Source organism: Fusobacteria bacterium ZRK30 (genome assembly GCA_024628785.1).
Taxonomy (GTDB): Bacteria; Fusobacteriota; Fusobacteriia; order Fusobacteriales; family Fusobacteriaceae; genus Psychrilyobacter.
The window spans coordinates 462763-482899 of the sequence record CP102405.1; the positions used below are offsets into that span (position 1 = coordinate 462763).

The 20137-nt window shown below is 30.0% G+C and carries 20 protein-coding genes; 8 read left to right on the forward strand and 12 right to left on the reverse strand.

All coding sequences use genetic code 11. The features are described 5' to 3' along the window. Nucleotides 1-22 precede the first annotated feature (22 nt). The 5 genes from NRK67_07160 to NRK67_07180 all read right to left on the reverse strand — a co-directional run bounded on the left by NRK67_07160 (nucleotide 23) and on the right by NRK67_07180 (nucleotide 5060). The gene (locus NRK67_07160; protein UUV19253.1) at nucleotides 23-1012 is read right to left on the reverse strand and encodes a DMT family transporter; all 990 of its coding nucleotides are present in this window, start codon (nucleotides 1010-1012) and stop codon (nucleotides 23-25) included. Nucleotides 1013-1215: 203 nt separating this feature from the next. Beyond that, a complete protein-coding gene (locus NRK67_07165) occupies nucleotides 1216-2013 on the reverse strand; it encodes a MerR family transcriptional regulator (GenBank protein ID UUV19254.1) in 798 nt (265 codons plus the stop codon). 199 nt (nucleotides 2014-2212) lie between these two features. Then, a complete protein-coding gene (locus NRK67_07170; protein ID UUV19255.1) occupies nucleotides 2213-3559 on the reverse strand; it encodes a glucose-6-phosphate isomerase in 1347 nt (448 codons plus the stop codon). Nucleotides 3560-3606: 47 nt separating this feature from the next. Then, nucleotides 3607-4035, reverse strand: a complete 429-nt coding sequence (locus NRK67_07175) for an S-layer homology domain-containing protein (GenBank protein ID UUV19256.1) — start codon at nucleotides 4033-4035, stop codon at nucleotides 3607-3609. 173 nt (nucleotides 4036-4208) lie between these two features. After that, a complete protein-coding gene (locus NRK67_07180; GenBank protein UUV19257.1) occupies nucleotides 4209-5060 on the reverse strand; it encodes a patatin family protein in 852 nt (283 codons plus the stop codon). A gap of 227 nt (nucleotides 5061-5287) precedes the next feature. On the opposite strand from NRK67_07180, the gene NRK67_07185 reads away from it, so the two are divergent. The 4 genes from NRK67_07185 to NRK67_07200 all read left to right on the forward strand — a co-directional run bounded on the left by NRK67_07185 (nucleotide 5288) and on the right by NRK67_07200 (nucleotide 9136). Beyond that, nucleotides 5288-6166: a LysR substrate-binding domain-containing protein gene (locus tag NRK67_07185; GenBank protein UUV19258.1), complete on the forward strand. Its 879-nt coding sequence runs from the start codon at nucleotides 5288-5290 to the stop codon at nucleotides 6164-6166. A gap of 115 nt (nucleotides 6167-6281) precedes the next feature. After that, nucleotides 6282-6629: a YeiH family protein gene (locus NRK67_07190; protein UUV19259.1), complete on the forward strand. Its 348-nt coding sequence runs from the start codon at nucleotides 6282-6284 to the stop codon at nucleotides 6627-6629. 119 nt (nucleotides 6630-6748) lie between these two features. Continuing rightward, entirely contained in the window at nucleotides 6749-7870 is a 1122-nt protein-coding gene (proB, locus tag NRK67_07195; GenBank protein ID UUV19260.1) for a glutamate 5-kinase, read from the forward strand. Between the two features lie 30 nt (nucleotides 7871-7900). Then, nucleotides 7901-9136 carry a glutamate-5-semialdehyde dehydrogenase gene (locus NRK67_07200; protein ID UUV19899.1) on the forward strand — a complete coding sequence of 412 codons (1236 nt, stop codon included), beginning with the start codon at nucleotides 7901-7903 and terminating at the stop codon, nucleotides 9134-9136. 62 nt (nucleotides 9137-9198) lie between these two features. Here the strand turns inward: NRK67_07200 and spoVG are convergent, their stop codons facing one another. From spoVG to NRK67_07235, 7 genes are all read right to left on the reverse strand, one after another. Continuing rightward, nucleotides 9199-9501 carry a septation regulator SpoVG gene (gene spoVG / locus NRK67_07205; GenBank protein UUV19261.1) on the reverse strand — a complete coding sequence of 101 codons (303 nt, stop codon included), beginning with the start codon at nucleotides 9499-9501 and terminating at the stop codon, nucleotides 9199-9201. 26 nt (nucleotides 9502-9527) lie between these two features. Further along, nucleotides 9528-10397 carry a 4-(cytidine 5'-diphospho)-2-C-methyl-D-erythritol kinase gene (ispE, locus tag NRK67_07210; GenBank protein ID UUV19262.1) on the reverse strand — a complete coding sequence of 290 codons (870 nt, stop codon included), beginning with the start codon at nucleotides 10395-10397 and terminating at the stop codon, nucleotides 9528-9530. Between the two features lie 138 nt (nucleotides 10398-10535). Continuing rightward, nucleotides 10536-10805 carry a S4 domain-containing protein gene (locus tag NRK67_07215; GenBank protein UUV19263.1) on the reverse strand — a complete coding sequence of 90 codons (270 nt, stop codon included), beginning with the start codon at nucleotides 10803-10805 and terminating at the stop codon, nucleotides 10536-10538. 97 nt (nucleotides 10806-10902) lie between these two features. Then, entirely contained in the window at nucleotides 10903-11655 is a 753-nt protein-coding gene (mazG, locus tag NRK67_07220) for a nucleoside triphosphate pyrophosphohydrolase (GenBank protein UUV19264.1), read from the reverse strand. Between the two features lie 156 nt (nucleotides 11656-11811). After that, entirely contained in the window at nucleotides 11812-12672 is an 861-nt protein-coding gene (locus NRK67_07225) for a peptidylprolyl isomerase (GenBank protein UUV19265.1), read from the reverse strand. A 13-nt stretch (nucleotides 12673-12685) separates the two neighbouring features. Continuing rightward, the gene (mfd, locus tag NRK67_07230; protein UUV19266.1) at nucleotides 12686-15646 is read right to left on the reverse strand and encodes a transcription-repair coupling factor; all 2961 of its coding nucleotides are present in this window, start codon (nucleotides 15644-15646) and stop codon (nucleotides 12686-12688) included. A gap of 458 nt (nucleotides 15647-16104) precedes the next feature. Further along, on the reverse strand, nucleotides 16105-17976 hold the full coding sequence (locus tag NRK67_07235; protein ID UUV19267.1) for a replication initiator protein A: 1872 nt from the start codon (nucleotides 17974-17976) through the stop codon (nucleotides 16105-16107). Nucleotides 17977-18731: 755 nt separating this feature from the next. Between NRK67_07235 and rpmH the strand changes: the two genes are divergently transcribed. From rpmH to NRK67_07255, 4 genes are all read left to right on the forward strand, one after another. Further along, the gene (gene rpmH / locus NRK67_07240) at nucleotides 18732-18872 is read left to right on the forward strand and encodes a 50S ribosomal protein L34 (protein UUV19268.1); all 141 of its coding nucleotides are present in this window, start codon (nucleotides 18732-18734) and stop codon (nucleotides 18870-18872) included. 50 nt (nucleotides 18873-18922) lie between these two features. Next, entirely contained in the window at nucleotides 18923-19261 is a 339-nt protein-coding gene (gene rnpA / locus NRK67_07245; protein UUV19269.1) for a ribonuclease P protein component, read from the forward strand. Further along, nucleotides 19258-19467 carry a membrane protein insertion efficiency factor YidD gene (yidD, locus tag NRK67_07250; protein UUV19270.1) on the forward strand — a complete coding sequence of 70 codons (210 nt, stop codon included), beginning with the start codon at nucleotides 19258-19260 and terminating at the stop codon, nucleotides 19465-19467. Before rnpA ends, yidD begins: the two co-directional genes overlap by 4 nt. A 73-nt stretch (nucleotides 19468-19540) precedes the next feature. Then, the gene (locus tag NRK67_07255) at nucleotides 19541-20137 is read left to right on the forward strand and encodes a YidC/Oxa1 family membrane protein insertase (protein ID UUV19900.1); all 597 of its coding nucleotides are present in this window, start codon (nucleotides 19541-19543) and stop codon (nucleotides 20135-20137) included.

Genomic DNA, 20137 nt, shown 5'->3' on the forward strand with positions numbered 1-20137 from the left:
TATATCTAATTTTTATGATTTTTTAATTATTTTCAGTTTTAACTTCAAGATTTTTTTTCTTTTTAAAATCATTGGGATTTATAGCAAAGATAAATACTCCTACGATTATTACTGCCCCACATACTGCTAAATAAGGTGTAATTTCTGTTCCTAATATTAGCCAGCTGAATATAATTGCCCAAAATGCTGCTGTACTGTTAAGAGCCGTTCCCATTGCAGCACCAATATAATCCACTGCCTTATACCATGAAAGATATGTTGTAGCTCCTAAAACAGCTATTCCGGCAAAATATAATATATCTCTGCTTTGGGCAATTTTTGCAACTACAGGGTATCCACCGACTGCCGGCATAATTACTAAAGCATATACCGCAAAAGATGTAAGGTATCTAACCGTAAGAAACTGCTGAGGTGATGCCTTTATATTATCTTCATCTTTTATTTTTTTCATAGCATAACCAATAATAACCCCTTCAAATGCCCATCCAAGAACAGCTATACAGGTAAATGCTATCCCTTTATAAAAATCCGGGTATAGTGAAAGATCTACTTTTGAATACCCCAGAGCTGCCGAACCTATTAAACTGATAGTTATTCCTATTACCGCTCTCATAGAAAGTTTTTCTTTTAGTATAAAGTAAGACAGAATAGCTCCAACACCTGGATAAATAACTGAGATACTAGACGCATAAGCTGGTGCAGCATATTTAATTCCTATAACATAACCACTCATCCCTACAGGAGCACCAACTATTGCTGCCAAAAGAGATACTTTACCTTTTTTAGTTTTTAACAGTTTAAAAACTCCTGCAAGTTCTTTTCTGAAAAACATAACAACTGCTAACCAAAAAAAACAAAACCCATCATGCAAAAACGCTGATACCAATGCACTTGATTTAAACCCTTGTAATGTCGGGTTCTGTCCAACCATTCCCATCAATACTGTATCCAATCCCCACGCAAATCCTACTAAGATTCCAAAAAACAATCCCTTTTTTACATTATTATTCATCCTTATTCTCCTCTATAGTTATTTAATTCTCAAGAGCATTATATGTAAGTTTTGTTTTTTTGTCAAACAAAACTTACCCTACGTAAACCTAAAAGTTAATATTAATTAACCAAAATAACACTTTTAATCTTTTATTTTTAATTTTTAATTAACTCAAGGTCAATTCAATGAATAAAAATATACAAAAAAAAGCAGCATTTCTGCTACTTTTTTAAAAGTTTTATTCTAAACTCTGAAATAACTAAAAACTTCTGTTCTGACTTACAAAGAATATTAGCTCTTGGAATCATATAAAATGATCCTTCTGTTTCAAGTTTATTTTTTTCTATATAATCCACAAAAAGGTTCATACTTTTTTTTCTTCCGTAAACATCATTTCTTGTATACATCACAAGATAATCCCCTTCATTTATCTCATTATTTTTCTTCCCATCATCTAAATATATATAATCAAATAGTTCCCATTTTTTTCCCTTGAAATTATCTTCCTCTATCACATAGACTATTTCCGATCCTAAATGTCCCATGGAAATACTGTTATTATTTCCAAAATCCCAAATAGCCTCTATCTCCCTATCTATATCGATTGGGATCCTTTCCCTTAAAGCTTTATATTTTTTCTTTTTAAACTTCTTTATTTCAAAAGCTTCATTTTTATCACCTAATTTTTCTATTATCTCCAATTCTTCTTTTATTTTATTATTCTGTTCTTTTAGCTTTTTTATCTTTTCTATATTTTCATCGTGTACTGTCCTCAAAATCTTAAATTTTTCATGACAGCATTTACCGCCAAATAACTCCTGAATTTCCTTTAAAGGACACCCCTTTTCCTTCAACTCTTTTATATACATCAATTTTTTTATATTTTCTCTCGAATAATGTCTCTTTCCTCTTCCTTCCTGAATAGGAGTTATAAGACCTAATTCTTCATAATATCTAATTGTTCTCGTTGTTATTCCCAGATATTGAGACACCTCAGTTATACTAATTAAATCTTTCATCTTCTTTCTCCTCATTTATTTAAGTATAAAACATCATAAAAATATATCTATACAATTTAATTTTTTTAAAGTGTAACCTCTATAATTATAACAATATAATACAAAAAAATATATAGCTTTTTAATCAACAAAAAAAACATAAAACCAGTAAACCCACAGGGGGTCTCTAATCTTATGTTCTTTATTTAAAGTTATAATATTATTTTAATCTTTTCTTAATTTCTTCAGTTTCTTTTTCAAATCCTGGTTTTTCTAACAATGCAAACATATTGCTCTTATAAGCTTCTACACCTGGCTGATCAAAAGGATTTACCCCTAAAAGGTATCCGCTGATTGCACAAGCTTTTTCAAAGAAGTAATACATATATCCTAAGTGATAAGGAGTAGCTTCCGGCAGATTGATAGTTAAGTTAGGTACATTCCCGTCTCTATGAGCTAATCTGGTTCCCTCTGCTGCCATCTTATTTACATAATCCATAGTTTTTCCCGCTAAATAGTTTAGTCCGTCTAAATTTAAGTCATCCTCTTCAATAACCATATCTAGTTCCGGTGTTTCTATATTGATAAGTGTTTCAAAAAGGTGTCTCTTTCCATCTTGGATATATTGTCCTAAAGAGTGTAGATCTGCAGTAAAGTCTGCTGATGCAGGATATAACCCTTTGTTGTCTTTACCTTCAGATTCACCGTATAACTGCTTCCACCATTCTGCGATATAGTGTAATCTAGGTTCATAGTTTATTAATAACTCTATGTTTTTACCCTTTCTATGAAGAATATTTCTTACAGCTGCATATTTATAACAGTCATTTTCAGCATATGGTTTCTTGTAGTCTACCATTGCATCTGCTGCTCCTGCCATAAGTGCATCTATGTCTATTCCTGCTGCTGCTATAGGTAATAATCCCACTGCTGTTAATACAGAGAATCTTCCTCCTACATTGTCAGGGACTACAAATGTTTCATACCCCTCCCCTGTAGCTAATTTTTTTAATGCTCCTTTTTCTGCATCTGTTGTAGCATAGATTCTATCCTTAGCTTCATCTTTTCCATATTTTTCTATAAGTAATTTCTTTAATACTCTAAATGCTATTGCCGGTTCAGTAGTTGTACCTGATTTAGATATTACATTTACTGAGAAATCTCTATCTCCAATTAACTCAATTAAATGCTTTAAATAAGTTCCTGAAATATTTGTTCCTGCAAAATATATCTCTGGAGTATCTCTTTTTTCTGCTGGTAATTCATTGTAGAATGTATGCGTTAAGAATTCTATTGCAGATTTAGCCCCCAAATAAGATCCACCTATTCCAACTACAATTAGAACTTCTGATTGTTTTTTTATTCTTTCAGCAGCGACCTTTATTCTTTTAAATTCCGCTTTGTCATAAGCTTCTGGTAAGTTTACCCATCCTAAGAAATCGTTTCCTGCTCCTGTACCTTCCATCAACGCTTTTTCAGCTGTCTCAATATGAGTATTCATAAATTCTAATTCGTGACCACCAAAAAACTGGTCATTATTAGAAAAATCAAATGATAATTTTTTCATCTTTTGTCCTCCTGTAATTACTTAATTCTAAATAAACAATATATCTATTATTTCAACTTTTCCAATTCCAACTTTAATTTTTCAATCTCAAGTTCATTGCTCCGAACCCTTTGGTTCAACATCTCTATATCGTCTTCATTGGCTTTTATCTTCTTTATATACAAATCTGTATTAAATCCCATCTTATTCAATTCATTGGAAAAATCATAGACTAGATGTTCTAATATCAATAGGTCTGACTGACTGGCCTTTGTTTCATCTATCTTATTCAAAGTTTTAGACAGATAGTAAACCAGATCATATTTATTGATATTTTTATCACCGTCAAAGCTTGTAGAATCTTTAGGCAGTATTCCATTTATATATAGATTTTCGATCGCTCTATATGCCCAATGTTCATTGGATATATCTCCATACATCTGTGAACTAAAAGTAATAGAGGTCACAGCTATAAATATTGTTAATATTTTTTTCATCTTTTTCCTCCATCCAATAACTTTAGTCTGTACTTTGAGTATAGCATATGTTTTTTTAGTTCGCAATTCCATTCAAAGTGTAAAATAAAACTCAAAAGTTGCAAAACAAAACCAATCTTCCTCTTGACAAATCAAGGTTTAGACTAAAGTTATATAAAACATCTAGATTGATTTTAAGCCTCTAAAAAGTCTTTAACATTTTGTATCTCATCTACACCCTGTATCCAACCTATCTCATAATATTTATTTAATTTATCTATATCGTGCTCTATCATGGAGGCATTTATATTTTTAGGTCTAATAATATAAGCTTTGCCCAGCTTTTCTAACATCTCTAAAATTTGTATCGATTCATTATAATATAGATATCTATATTTTATAGCTTTAGTTAAGTTAGGAAATTTAGGATACCAAATAGAAGAAATTTTATGATACCAACCTTGTTTTTCTTCAAACCCTTTTGGATGTGTAAGAATGGCTATTATCTTTTTATTTCCATCTAAAATAGCTTTTCTTACAGGAATTGAATCAGCAATCCCTCCATCTAAAAAATTTTGATCTTTATATTTTACAATCTCACTTAAAAAAGGAAGAGAACAAGAAGATCTAATGATATCATCAACATCTGTTTTTTCATATTTATCTTTTTCAAAATATACAGGTTTTCCAGTAATACAATCTGTGCTTACGCTTATAAAAGTATTTTTACTATTAAAAAAATTATCATAATTGAAAAAGTGTTTATCTCTATTGATAAATTCAAAAACAAATCTAGAATTTAGAACGGATTCACCTTTGATCAACCTTTTAAAATTAATTAACCTCTTATCATTGATATATTCTGTATAAACTTTATAGTTTCTCTTTTTCTGTTTAGCTATATATGCTGCGCCATTATAAGCACCTATAGAAACACCTATAACATATGGAACTTCTATTCCATATTCTAAAAATGCATCTAAAACACCTGTACTATAAACCCCTCTAGTTCCTCCACCTTCTAATACCAACCCAATATTTTTCATGTCTAAACCTCTCTTTTTAAAACTATAATAATTAAACTCAAATAACTTATATATTTCTTGATTTTTAATATTAAATCATTTACTAAAAGGCTCTTTGAATGATATATTTTAAATATAATCTTCACTGAAGAGCTAGAACTTATCTTACAATTAAAATTAAGAACAAGTTAAATATTTATATTCTATATAAATGATAGGTATAAACCTATTAATAAGGAGGAACTATTATGACTATAAGAAAATTAGAGATCTATTATACTGTATCTGAGATGCTTAATATGACAGAGGCAGCTAAGGTCCTTTATATAAGCCAGCCTTCCATAAGTCAGGTTATAAAAGAATTAGAAGAAGAAATGAAAGTTAAATTATTTCAAAGACTGGGCCGAAAACTTTATATAACAGAAGAGGGAAAGGTCTTTCAAAAATATGCATTGAGAATGTTAAATTTATATGAAGAATCACAGAAAGTAATGGAAGACATGAGGGAAGTCAGGTCTGGAAATCTAAGGATAGGAGCTAGTACAACTATAGGAACATATCTTTTGCCTGATATAATAGCCGACTTCAAACAAGAATATCCTAAAGTTGATATAGAACTATATATTACAAATACCCAGGAAATATCAGAAGATTTATTAAAAAATAATATAGATATAGGATTAATAGAAGGAAAAATAGTGATAGAAGAACTAGAAACAATGGATCTTTGGGAAGATGAATTGATAATAATATCATCTCCTAATAAAAAATGGAAAAAAGTAATAGACCGTAAAAAATTAGAAGAAGAAACTTTTATACTTAGGGAAAAAGGGAGTGGAAGCAGAAAAACCTATGAAGATGCTATGGGAATAAGAGATAAAAATGTCTTTGTATTTGGAGGGACTGAAGCAATAAAAAGAGCCGTGATAAAAGACCTGGGAGTAGCTTGTGTTTCAAAGTTAACTATAGGAGAAGAGGAAAAAAGAAAAGAAATAACCGTGAGTCGAATAAAAAATTTAGAGATAAAGAGGCGTCTAAAGCTGCTCTACCATAAGGATAAAGAGTTTTCTAGATTGATAGAAAAATTTATAGAGTTTTCAAAAGAATATAATCTATCTAAAAATTAAATATATATGCTGATCTCATTAGGTTATTCCCTATACTAAATATCAATAATTAGTATTTCCCTTATTATTAAGTTTAGCTTAAAATATAATTATATTAGTAAAGGGAGTAAAAGATATGAATATTAAAAAAATTATACCAGGATTTATTGTTTGTTCTGTGATTGCATATATCGGAAGTGTTTTAGGTGGGATATTCCCAAAATTAGGAGGTGCAAGTTTCGCTATTATACTAGGAATTATTCTAGGAAATACTTTAGTCAAAAGTGACAAATTTGCTGCTGGATCTGTTTTTTCAGAATCGAATCTATTGTCTTATTCAATAGTTCTTTTAGGAGGAACTCTCAACATATATAGTGTTTTTAGTGTAGGAGTTAAGGGAGTAAGTTTTATTATCCTTCAAATGGTCACAACTGTAGCTGCTGCTATAACACTTATAAAGATCATGTATGGGTTAAACTTCTAAAAATATAAAATTAATAAATCGAAAAATAACACAGTTATTTTTCGATTTATTTACTTTTAACGAATATTCAAAACTATGATATACTGTAAAGAAAATTACAATTTGGAAGGTGGGATTTTATGACTCGAAAAGAATATTTAAAAGACACAAAACGATTGGTTGTAAAGGTAGGAACATCTACTCTTACATTTGAAAATGGATTATTAAACCTGTCTAGAATAGACAAATTAGTCCGTGAACTGGCTAACCTTCATAACAAAGGATATGAAGTTATACTGGTTACCTCGGGAGCTATCGGGGCCGGGATGGGTAGTTTGGGATTAAAAGAAAGACCTAAAACTCTTCCGGATAAACAGGCTGTTGCATCTGTAGGGCAGGTTGCCCTTATCCATCTATACCAGAAATTATTCTCTGAATATGGAAAACAGATAGGACAGCTGCTTTTGACCAAGGGAGATATATCCAATCGTGGAAGATATTTAAATGCTCGAAATTCTTGTCTGAGATTGATTTCCATGGGAATCATTCCGGTTATCAATGAAAATGATTCGGTAGCTGTAGATGAGATAAAAGTAGGGGATAACGATACCCTCTCAGCTTTCACATCTACCTTGATAGATGCAGACCTGTTGCTTATCCTATCTGATATAGACGGTTTATATACAGGCAATCCAAAGACCGATCCAAAAGCCACCCTTATTAATACAGTTAAAAAGATCGATGATCATATTAAAGATATAGCGACTGGAGCTGGAAGTAAATTCGGAACCGGAGGTATGGCTACTAAAATAAGTGCTGGTGAGATAGTTACTTCTGCTGGAATCCCTATGATCATTGCCAAAGGATTTGATCCTTCTATTATAGGAGAGGTCATGGATGGCCAGGAGATCGGAACATTATTTTTAGAAACTAAGATAAAATTAAAGGCTCGCAAACATTGGATCACCTATGGAACCACAAAAACAGGTAAGATATTTATAGATGATGGAGCCATCACAGCTCTCAAAACTCATAACAGTCTTCTTTCTATTGGAATTGTAAGGTGTGAAGGAGATTTTCACAGGGGAGAAGTTGTCTCTATCTGTGACAGCAATGAAAATGAGGTTGCCGTTGGAATTTCTAACTACAGTCAGGTTGAGGTAGATCTTATAAAAGGGAAAAATTCTTCTGATATCAACCATATTTTAGGACACAAAGATTATGATGAAGTTATACATATGGATAACATGTTTATTTTTTAATAGAGGAGATATATAATTATGAAAAAATATATGAATGATATGGGTGTCTTAGCTAAAAAAGCTTCAAAAAAACTACTTCAAATGGATACCATTACTAAAAATAATATCTTGGAAGAGATGGCTAAAGAACTTTTAAATAATATAGAATTTATAAGATCAGAAAATGAAAAAGACCTGATTAAAGGTAGAGAAAATGGACTTACACCTGCTTTTATTGACAGATTGACTCTGACTGAGGAAAGAATCTATGGGATGGCCCAGGGGATCAAAACAATAATAGGTTTAGATGATCCTATCGGTGAAACTCTAAGCGGGTTCAGACATGAAAATGGGATGGAAATATCACAGATCCGTGTTCCTTTAGGAGTTATTGGGATGATCTTTGAATCTCGTCCAAATGTTACCGTAGATGCCGCTGTCCTTAGTTTAAAATCTGGGAATGCAATTATCTTAAGGGGCGGCTCAGATGCTCTTTGTTCAAATATGGCTTTGGCTAAGGTAATTACTGAAGCAGGTAAAAAATTAGGTCTGCCTCATGGAGCTATTCAATTAATTGAAAATACTGACAGAAATTGTGTAAATGAATTGATTACCATGAATGATTTTATCGATGTAATTATCCCCCGGGGCGGGAAGGGATTAAAGCAAGCCATTCTTGCAGGAGCTAGTGTTCCTGTTATAGAAACAGGTGCAGGTCTGTGTCATACCTATGTTGATCATAGTGCTGATTTTAAGATGGCTATAGATATTATTATCAATGCCAAAACTTCTAGACCAGGAGTGTGCAATGCCATGGAAACTCTGTTGGTTCATAGTGATAGTATCTCTAAACTACTGCCTAGTTTGGGAGAAAAATTAGGAGATTTAGGAGTAGAGATTCGAGCTGATGAAAGATCTATAAAATACCTGGCCAACGCTATCCCTACAACTGATAATGATTGGAATACTGAATATTTAGATCTTATTTTATCTATAAAAACTGTAGATTCTATAGATGAAGCCATAAAACATATAGATACTTACTCTACAAAACATTCAGAAGCAATCATTAGTGAAAATTATAAAAATACTCAAAAATTTTTGAGAGAAGTTGATTCTGCAGCAGTTTATGTCAATGCTTCTACCAGGTTTACTGATGGAGGAGCATTTGGATTTGGAGGAGAGATTGGTATAAGCACTCAAAAACTCCATGCAAGGGGACCTATGGGAATCAAAGAACTTACTTCTGTTAAATATATAATTAGAGGAGATGGACAGGTTAGATAGTCTAAATTCCAATTAAAATAAAAAAATGCCGATAAATTTCGGCATTTTTTTATTTATTTTTTCTAATCCTCTACAGGATCTGTTTCCTCTTTATTTTGTATTTCTTCCATCGTTTCATTGTATTTTTTTATAACAATCTCTGTTAAAACTCTTCTTAAATCAGGTGTAATAGGATGAGCTATATCCTTAAATTCACCATTGGGCATCTTTCTAGATGGCATAGCCACAAACATACCTTTTTGACCATCGATAACCTTTAACCCATGAATAACAAAACTTCCATCCAATGTGATGTCTGCATAAGCCTTTAACTTTAATTCATTTTCATTTTTTACCGTTCTCAGTCTTACATCTGTAATATTCATTTTTAGTACTCTCCTTTTTAGTTTATTCAAAGAAAACTACATATTTCAACTTTGCAGCCCTCCATTGTTGTTTTTATTTTGTCATAAATTCGATCTATATTATCTTTTTTTACAAAAGTGTAATAACAACTACCACTACCAGACATATGAAACTTTATACCCTGATCTTTTCTTAATTTTTCTAATTTTTTTCTAAAATTGATTATATTTTTATCCTCTAACAACAGTCCCTGTTCCAAATGATTTTCCAGATAATTCTCTAGCTCGTCTAAATTACCGGATTTCATCCCTTTTATAATCTTATCTATATCAGCATCTTTTTTATTTTCTAATTTAGCATAATTTTTATATGCTACTATAGTGCTTACACCAAAATCTGGTTTTATCAAAATTATTTTATCTTTTATATTGTTTTCTATTACTTCTAAATTTTCTCCTATTCCCTCTACCCTGCTAGGTTTATTTAAAAGGAAAAAAGGGATATCTGCACCAATTCCCTTGGTTATCTCTATTGCCCTTTGGAAATTTATGGGATTACCATAATATTTATTTAATGCATTAAAGAAAAATGCACCATTAGAACTTCCTCCTCCAAGACCGGCCTGAGACGGGATATTCTTTTTTAGATACACTTCTATCATCTGTTTTTCTAATCCTGTTTCTTGGTAGAACTCCTCATAAATTTTAGATATTATATTGTCTTTTCCAACAGGAATTTCTTTTATATTCGTATCTATTTTTAAATTTCCTTTTATCTCTTTAAAATTTATGGATAAATCATCCGAAAGGGATATGGGAACCATAACCATGTCTAAAAGATGATATCCATTTTCTGCTTTCCCAACTATATTCAATCCTAAGTTTATCTTAGCATTTGATTTTAACTCAACAATCACTGATACTCCTTTATGTATACGTTCAATAATAAACTGTTTTTTAACTCAAATTTTATAGATTAATCCTCCCTTTAACCACATTTCAGATTTACTCAACTGCGAATAAACTGAATACTCGTGGATTAAAAGAAAATATAACTATTCACCTATCTCTATCTCCTTTACCTCTAATATCTTAAATAATTCCTCAGCTTCATCTTTTTTAGTATTTCCAATAGGAACTTCTAAAACTTCAACTTTCATATATTTACTAAAATATTCCAACTCAATTATATCTCCCACATTTACTGTAGTCCCTGCCTTGGATATTTTTCCATTTAATTTTACCTTCTTATTATCAAGTACTGTCTTTGCTACAGGTCTTCTCTTTATTATTCTAGAAACCTTAAAAAATTTATCTAAACGCATCGTTCCTCCTAATTTTCATACCTTAAAAAAAAGGTACTATTCCATAATATTTTATACTATATTTTTTCTCCCTCTCCAAATTAAATATTTTTTAAGGTTATTTCTTTTTTGCTTCATCCCATAATCTATCCATCTCTTCTAGCGTACTTTCCTTCAGATCACAGTTATCTTCCACATATCTAAATCTGTTTTCAAATTTATTGTTAGTCTTCATCACTGAATCCACTATATCTATATCTAATTTTCTAGCAATATTTACCAATGTAAAAACAACATCTCCTATCTCTTCCTTTAAATTTTCCCTGTCATTTTTTTCATATGCTTCTTTCATCTCACCTAATTCTTCCTCTAACTTATTTAATGCTCCTACCTCATCTTCCCAGTCAAAACCGACTTTGGCAGCTTTAACCTGTAATTTATATGCCTTGGCTAAAGGTGGATAAATTTTAGGAATCCCGTCTAAGACAGATTTTCTTCCCTTGTGTTCCTTCTCTTTTTTCTTTATCTCATCCCAGTTCCTCACGACATCCTTTGTTCCTTCTACCTCTACACCTGCAAAAATATGGGGATGTCTTCTGATCAATTTTTCACTGACTTTTTTAGCCACATCATCAATAGTAAACTCCCCTTCTTCCTCCTTTATTAGAGATTGAAAGATAATATTTAAAAGAAGATCTCCCAGCTCCCCCTTTAATTCCTCTCCTCCTATATCCATAGCTTCCAGAGTTTCATAGGTTTCCTCCAATAAATAAGGTTTTAAACTCTCAATAGTTTGTTCCCTGTCCCAAGGGCATCCGTCAGGAGCTCTTAATTTTTTCATTATATCCACTAATTTATAAAATTCATTCATCTCTTTCCTCCATAGTAAAAATATATACAATATGTATATGCTCAATAATAAAGTCACACTTTAATATTTTACTTCTAGTTTTAATAGTATTTTATTTCTCTAAAAAATGCAATAAAATAGGCGGCTATGCCACCTATTTTATTTTCTATATAACTTTTATTTTTTTATATAATCTTTCTTTAATTCCTCTACCCAGGCTCTATATTCTTCAGCTCTTTTCTTATTTAACAGTTCCTTCTCTAAAGATGGTTTTACATCTTCAAAACTTAGGTATCCAGCTTCTTTTTTATCTTCAACATATATTATATGATAACCAAATTGTGTTTTAACAACAGTTCCATATATTTTTTCCGGCACTCCTGTGAAGGCTGCATCAGCAAATTCTTTTACCATTGAAGTTTTGTCAAACCATCCAAGTTCCCCGCCATTTTCAGATGTAGGTCCCTCAGAGTATTTTTTTGCCATCTCATTAAAGTTTGCTGGTGTAACTTCTGTTAATATTTTTTCAGCTCTTTTTTTAGCATCCTTTTTTTGAGCTTCAGTCATATCATCGCTTACATTTATTAATATATGAGCTGCTTTTATTTGTTCTGGTGTCTTAAAGTTTTCCTTGCTTTTTTCATATTCAGCCTTTAATTCTGAATCTGTTAACTTTACACCCTCTACTATTTTCTTGTTAACCACGTGACTGATTAATAGATCTTCTCTAATTCCTTCTAAATCTTTTTTATAAGATTCTGTGTCTTCAATTCCTGTTTTTACAGCTTCCTGTTTTAACATCTTTCTTACGCTTATCTCCTCTATCAGAGCTGCTCTACCCTTTTCAGATTTAGAGTACTCCTTATATTGAGCCGGCAGGGTATCTATTTTTTCCTGTAATTCTGCTTCAGTTAAATTTTCATTCCCGATAACCATAATTACATTAGATTCATCCTTAGTTTTTACCCCTCCCTCTTTTTTATTACAAGCCGTCAATGCCAATGAGGCTATGATCAATATTATTGCCATTTTTTTCATTTTTTTCCTCCTTTTATTTATAATCTTCAAAGAATTCTTTTATACTATCTATCTCAATAGCTCCCTCTTTTTGGAGGTATCTTATCTTTTTAGACAGGATTAATTCTTGGATTTTTTCAATATTTATTTTGTTCTCTATAAATTTTATCCTGTATGATCCACCCTCTAATTTTATACTTTGAATATGATTTTTCTGAGCTATAATCTTTATAGTTAGATATTCAAACAGGTCTTCTACAACTTTTGGTAATCGCCCAAATCTGTCTTTTATTTCACATTTCATCTCCTCTAATTCAGAGATTGTATCTATAGTAACTAATCTTCTATATACCACTATTTTTTCTACTTCCTCTATATATTCACTAGGTATATATCCGTGAATCCCTATCTCTAGGTCGATATCCTCTATTATAGGTTCTTTTCCCTTTATCTTTTTTATCTCTTCATCCAGCATCTTAAGATACATATCATAACCAAACATTTTTAATGCTCCGTGTTGTTTTTCACCTAAAATTTCCCCGGCTCCCCTTATCTTCATGTCTTCCAAAGATAACTGAAACCCTGCTCCCAGATCTTTTATCTCTTTTATTGATTCTCTTTTTTGTTTTCCTTTTTCCGTTCCGCCCTTTAAAGAATCTACCAGGAGATAACAATAAGCTCGCTTGCTGCTTCTTCCTACCCTTCCACGGAGCTGATACACCTGGGATAATCCTAATTTATCAAAATTTTCTATGAGGATAGTGTTGGCATTTTCTATATCTATACCATTTTCTATAATTGTCGTTGTAAGAAGTACATCTATCTCCCCGTTTTCAAAAGAATTTATCTTATACTTTATCTCATTTGAAGGCATCTGACCATGGATATAATCTATTACAACATATTCGGGAATTATCTCTTTTAACTCCTTTAACTTAACTTTCATGCCCTTAACTGAATTATATAGGTAAAAAACCTGCCCCTCTCTGGCAACCTCTTTCATTATGGCATTTTTTATATCACCTTTATTTTTTTCTATAATATAAGTTTCTACTGGTATTCTATTGGTTGGAGGAGTCTGAATTATAGATATATCCCTTATTCCCAAAAGAGCTAAATTTAATGTTCTAGGAATTGGGGTTGCTGTTAATGTCAACATATCCACATTGATCCTCATGGTTTTTAGATGTTCCTTTGCCTTTACTCCAAATTTTTGCTCCTCATCTATTATAACTAACCCCAGATCTTTAAACTTTATATCTTTAGACAACAATCTATGGGTTCCTATAATAAGGTCTATAACACCATCTTTTATTTTTTTTACTACCTCGGTTTGTTCTTTGGGAGTTTTCAATCTTGACAGCAGTTCCAATTCCAATGGGAAGTTTTGAAACCTTTCCTTAAATCTTTCAAAATGCTGGGTAGCCAAAACTGTAGTAGGAGCTAATATTACAACTTGCTTTCCATCCATAAGAGCTTTAAATGCCGCTCTCATAGCTACCTCTGTTTTTCCATATCCAACATCCCCACAGACTATCCTGTCCATGACAGATGGCGATTCCATATCCTCTTTTACATCTAATATAGCCTTTAGCTGATCCTTGGTCTCATTATATGGAAACCCTTCCTCAAATTCCTCCTGCCAAATAGTATCCTTGGTAAATGAATAACCTACGTTCATAGCTCTTTTAGCCTGTATTTCCAGAAGTTCTATTGCAAATTTTTCTATCTCTTTTTTTATTTTTTCCTGCCGTTTTCTAAACCCTCTTCTACCTAGTCTAAATATGTCAGGAACTACCCCTGGTTCAGATATATAACGCTCTATTTTATTTAGACTAGCTATAGGTACAAAAAGTTTATCTTCGTCTGCATATTTTATCTTTAAATAGTCTGCACCATTTATATCTTCTACTCCCAAATAAATTCCTACACCATAAGTTTCATGAATTATATAATCATTTGGTAGTATCTGATCTATTTTTTTAAATCTTATTCCATCTGCTCTTTTCTCACTTCTCTTTACCCTGATCCCCTTTAATTCCCTGTCTGTCAGGATAAGATCATCTTTATATTTAAATCCCTCATAGTGGGGATTTCTATGGATTTGTATAGATGTTCCGTCAAATATTTCAGTATATCTTCTTTTTTCCTCTGTCAAAATCGTTATATTTTTTTTTCGAGATAATTTTTTTATATAATCATAATTTTTATAATTTTCTATCTCCTCATCTTTAAACCGCTGTAGCTCTATCTTTTCCGATATCTTCTTTATCTTAGAATATTCCAGCCGGATCTCTTGCTCATCCTGTCTTTTATCTAAAATATATTCCTCTACCTTATAATTCAATATTTCTTCATTCTCTAAATAGACTTTTCTTTTGTCGTTCTTCAACCTATCCAGCAGATCTAAAAAAGTATAATTTTCATCTTTATTTTTGTTTATATACATTTGAATTTTATTTATTTTCTCCAGTGATCTCTGGGTTTCTGCATTGAATACACGTATTTCCTCTAAAAGATCATCGAAAAATTCCAAACGAATAGGGTGCTTTCCATCAAAAGCAAATATATCTAAGATATCTCCTCTAAGGCTGTATTCGCCTCTTTTTTCAACCAGATAATTTTTTTTAAATCCACTTTTTTCCAATTTTTCTATTATATTTTTTAATTTATATTCTTTTCCCACACAAAATTCTAACAGTTCAGAATTTATAAAATATTTTTTAAAGATACTCTCAATAGATATCAATATCTTTGAATTACCTAACTTTAATTTTTCCAACAACTCAAAGGTTATACAGTCGAATTCCTCCTCTGTATAATTATAATTTTCTATCTTTAAAACATCTATATCTTCCTTTAGTGTGAAATAGTAGTCGATTATATTTTTATTAGAAGAGGATATATATATTACCTGATCCTTTTCAGATTCCAAAAAATAGGGAACTCCTCCCCTATATAGTTTCCCATTATTTATTGTTGATTTAAACTTCATAAATACCCCTTTATTTTTGTTAGTATACATTTCCACCTTATATTTTTCAATGGTTCACTCATAGGATGTTTTTTCATCTTTATTTATATATAAAGAGTTTATCATAGATCTTATATGAAAAATACAATAAACTTTTTTTGGGTTTAATTTTTAGTAAAAAGAAATTTTATAATATTATATCATTTATGTATACACTCAATAATAAAAATATTTTACTAAATAAAAAAAGAAAATTTCTAAACTTTATTTTTATCCATATACATTTCTAGATTAAGAAATTCAATATCATTTATGTATACTGACAAAAATAAACATATTCCTTTCATTTTTTTTTATATCTCTTTAAAATAATTTATTCATAATCTTCATGAGGAAAAAAATAACCTATATATGTATACACTCAATAATAAAGTATCAATAAATAAAAAAAGATCACTTCTGCGATCTTTTTTTATTTATTATTTCCCATCTTTTAAAGCTATCCCTATATATTTCTTCAATGTTATAAAATATACTCTTTTGGATACCTTTCTTAAATTATATAAAAATTCTTTTGGTATATCCTCATATTGAGAACATAATTCCAGTGCTTTTTCTTCTATTATCAATTTTTGAAATTCATCTAAACCATGATAATCCTGCATAATATCATGTTTTGGAAGATCTTCAATAACATCTTTTATATTTGTTATCTCCGGATTCTTCAGATGTTTTCTTGCCTTCTTTAGTTGTTTCTTGCTTTTTAAAGGTTTTTCCCTGGTTACCTGATTAAATAATGTTAGATTATTTTTATTAGATTTTCTAGCATTTCTATCCATCTTTCTTAAATTTCTCAATATTCCATTGATATATTGAACTAAAGTAGATTTTATCTCTGAGTTAAGACGTTTATATAAAAGGTTTAATATATCAATAGCTACCTCTTCCCCATCTTCCCTTATAATCTTTTTAAATTTATTATCTACCCTCTTATTCCAAGCTCTAGAAACAAATATATTTCTTTTACACTTGATTATCTTACTTTGAAGTTCCTCTGAGAAATCTTTTAATCTTTCTTTTACATCTTCAGATAGGTTAATTTCATTAGTTTTATTCTTATCAACCTTTCCAGTAACTATCTCAGCATCTATTATCTCATTATCGTCTCTAATTTCTATTTCTTTTATTTTTTCTTTTATTTTTTCCTTAGTTATAAGTGATTTTTCTTTCTTAGCTTTCTTGGCAGCATTTACTGCGTCCCATTTACCTTTATATTCAACTTGTTTTTCTTCTCCATTTAAATAACTAGATATATGACAAGTTCCATCTTTATCCTGATTAAATCTATAGTTTATATAATAACTATCCTCTTCGGCAACAAATTCAGAATTAAAATACTCCATATATCCCAATTCTTCTAAAAGTAAAAAGGCTTTCTCAATTCTCTTTAAAACCTGCTTTACCCTGCTTAATACATAGACCCTTTTCTCACCAGTTTTATTTACTCTTTCAGTTTCCTGTTCCATTTTTAACGGAATTATAGCAGCTAAAGTTCTAATATTTATAGAATCCTCCTGCTTAGAATACCTTATTTTACTTATATATTTATAGATCCTTGCAGCAATAGGATCCTTTTCCATTATTTCAATCAAAGCTTTAGAATTATATTTTATATATCTTTTGTCTTTAATTTTATTTCTAATATTTTTATTTAAAGTTACTTTATAATATACCTTTGTTCCAACTTTAAGTTTTTGATAGGTTAACAGTTTAAATTCTTCATCTTCAAATTGATAATTTCCCAGCTTACTATGGTTAGATACTTCAAACTGGTATTCAGTACTTTTTAAATTTTTAAGAGCCTGAGCTACCTTGGTATAATAATTTCTATTCATCTTATTTCCTAAAAAATTAACTATAAAGTCTGAAATTTCAAACTTTATGTACTCATCTGTATCGTTGGTCTCCTTTTTTAATTCATAGAGAGATATCAGATATGTATAAATTTTCTCTTCAAAAATAGATGGCTGATAGATCTTGTCTTCTGAATTTTTTGCAACTAATGTACAATACATTGTTACTCCTAAATCTTCAAAAGAGTATTTAAAGTTTATTTTTTTATTTTGTTTTTGAGGAGTAAAAAATGGAAAAACTATCATTTCTATTGGTATATTAATTATATTTTCTTTTAAATCTAAAAAATTTCCAGTTTCTTTAATAACAACTTCTCGAACTTCTATCTCAGGAAGTTCACTCATTTTTATATCAACTTTAGTCAGGTCAGTCAACAATGATCCAGTTTTATTTAAATTAAATTTATCTATTAAACCTGCATTTGCTTCCTTTGACATAACTCCTCCATTAATTTTTGTCCATTCACAATAATAATCCCAGTGTCATTCATAGTATCATCAAAATTAAATAAATTCAATCTTTATTTTTGAAAGTATACATATAATCGGTTATATTTTTTAGGAATATAACTCATTTTACTTAACTTTTTTTATTTAATATAATCATCATAAAAAATCACTTTATTAAACTTTTAAAAAATAATAATAAATTATGTATACGAACATTAATAATATATATATACTAATAAATCCTAATTATCTTAGGGTTATAAAAAATAAGTATTGAAAAACCTAGTTTTAAACTATGTCCATACACAATAATAATTACATTATATTGAATTTATTGTATTTATTGACCCTTAAACCATCTCTGATATCTAAACCCTTAAAAACTAAGGTATTCTCATTATGTATATCTACAATAATAATACATCTATCTCTAAAACAACGTATTTATTGAGGTCATTTTATATCTAAAAATAATAACCCTTTAAAATAAAGGCTTTCATTAAGTGTATATCTACAATAATAATAAATATTTACTTTTTTCTTTTCTAGCCCTTATAAAATATAGATTTTCTTTATAACAAATATTGGCTTTACTTTTACTACATCTTACAAAAAACAAATACTCTTTTTGGTTACTTTTATAAAAAACTTATTTAAAATTATCTTGACAAAATATAACTTATATATTAGAATAATAAACTGAAATGACAATTTTTTTAACGTAACAGGAGGTGTAATCAAAAATGGCAAGCAAGAGAACTTTTCAACCAAATAAAAGAAAAAGAAAAAAAGAACACGGGTTCAGAAAAAGAATGGCAACTAAAGCAGGAAGATCTGTTTTAAAGAGAAGAAGAGCTAAAGGTAGAACGAAATTATCAGCATAAAACCCGGTGTTCATATCACCGGGTTTTTAAAAATATTTTAAGGAGATTTTATGTTGAAGTTAAAAACAAAATCTGAATTCTTAAAAGTATATAACCAAGGAGAAAAACACTTTGGTTATTTTCAGTTGATCTATTTTAAAAAAAATAATTTACAAGAAAATAGATTAGGAGTAGTAGCTAGTAAAAAAACTGGCAATGCTGTTTGTCGGAATAAGTTAAAAAGACTTTTTAGAGAAAATTTTAGAAAACAAGATAAAAATTTAAAACAAGGATATGATATAATTTTTATAGCTAAGAAAAATGCAGGAGAACAATTTAAGACTCTGAGTTTATCCATGATCGAAAAGGATAGTATAAAAATATTTAAAAGAGCCAAAATATTTCTATGAAATATCTTTTAATATTTTTTGTAAAATTATATCAGTGGTTTATTTCACCAGTCTTAAAAAAAAATTGTAGATTTCAACCTACTTGTTCTACTTATATGATTCTAGCAATAAAAAAGTATGGAAGTATTAAAGGTGTGTATCTAGGTCTTAAAAGATTATCAAAATGTCATCCTTTTTATAAGGGTGGTTACGACCCAGTACCTTAAATTATGAGGAGGAACAAAGTTGATCGGAGCTGTATACGGAGCACTTCAAGGCGTTTTAGAAAGTGCGATAGAAATGATGTATAATATTTTTGGGAATTATGGATTAGCTATAATTGGTATAACTATTTTAATAAAATTAGTATTACTACCACTTACGTTAAAACAAGATAAATCTATGGGTGCTATGAAAAAATTGCAACCAGAATTAGAAGCACTTAAAGAGAAATACAAAAACGATCCGCAAACATTAAATCAGAAAACAATTGAACTATATAAAATACATAAGGTGAACCCTGCAAGTGGTTGTTTACCTATATTATTACAAATGCCAATATTATTTGCACTTTTTGGAGTTTTAAGAAAAACAGGAGCAGATGGAGGAGTTATAGCAGATGGAGCTAAATTTCTTTGGTTAACATTATCTCAACCAGATCCACTTTATTTATTACCATTATTAAATGGTGCTGTATCTTATTTCCAACAGAAATTAATGAGTGCAAGTCAAGGATCTGCTAACCCGCAAATGAAAATGATGACTTACATGTTTCCTGTAATGATGATATTTATCTCATACAAGATGCCAGCAGGATTACAATTGTACTGGTTTGTATCTAGTTTGGCTTCAGTAGCACAACAATATTATATAATGAGTAGAAGGGATGAGGCGTAA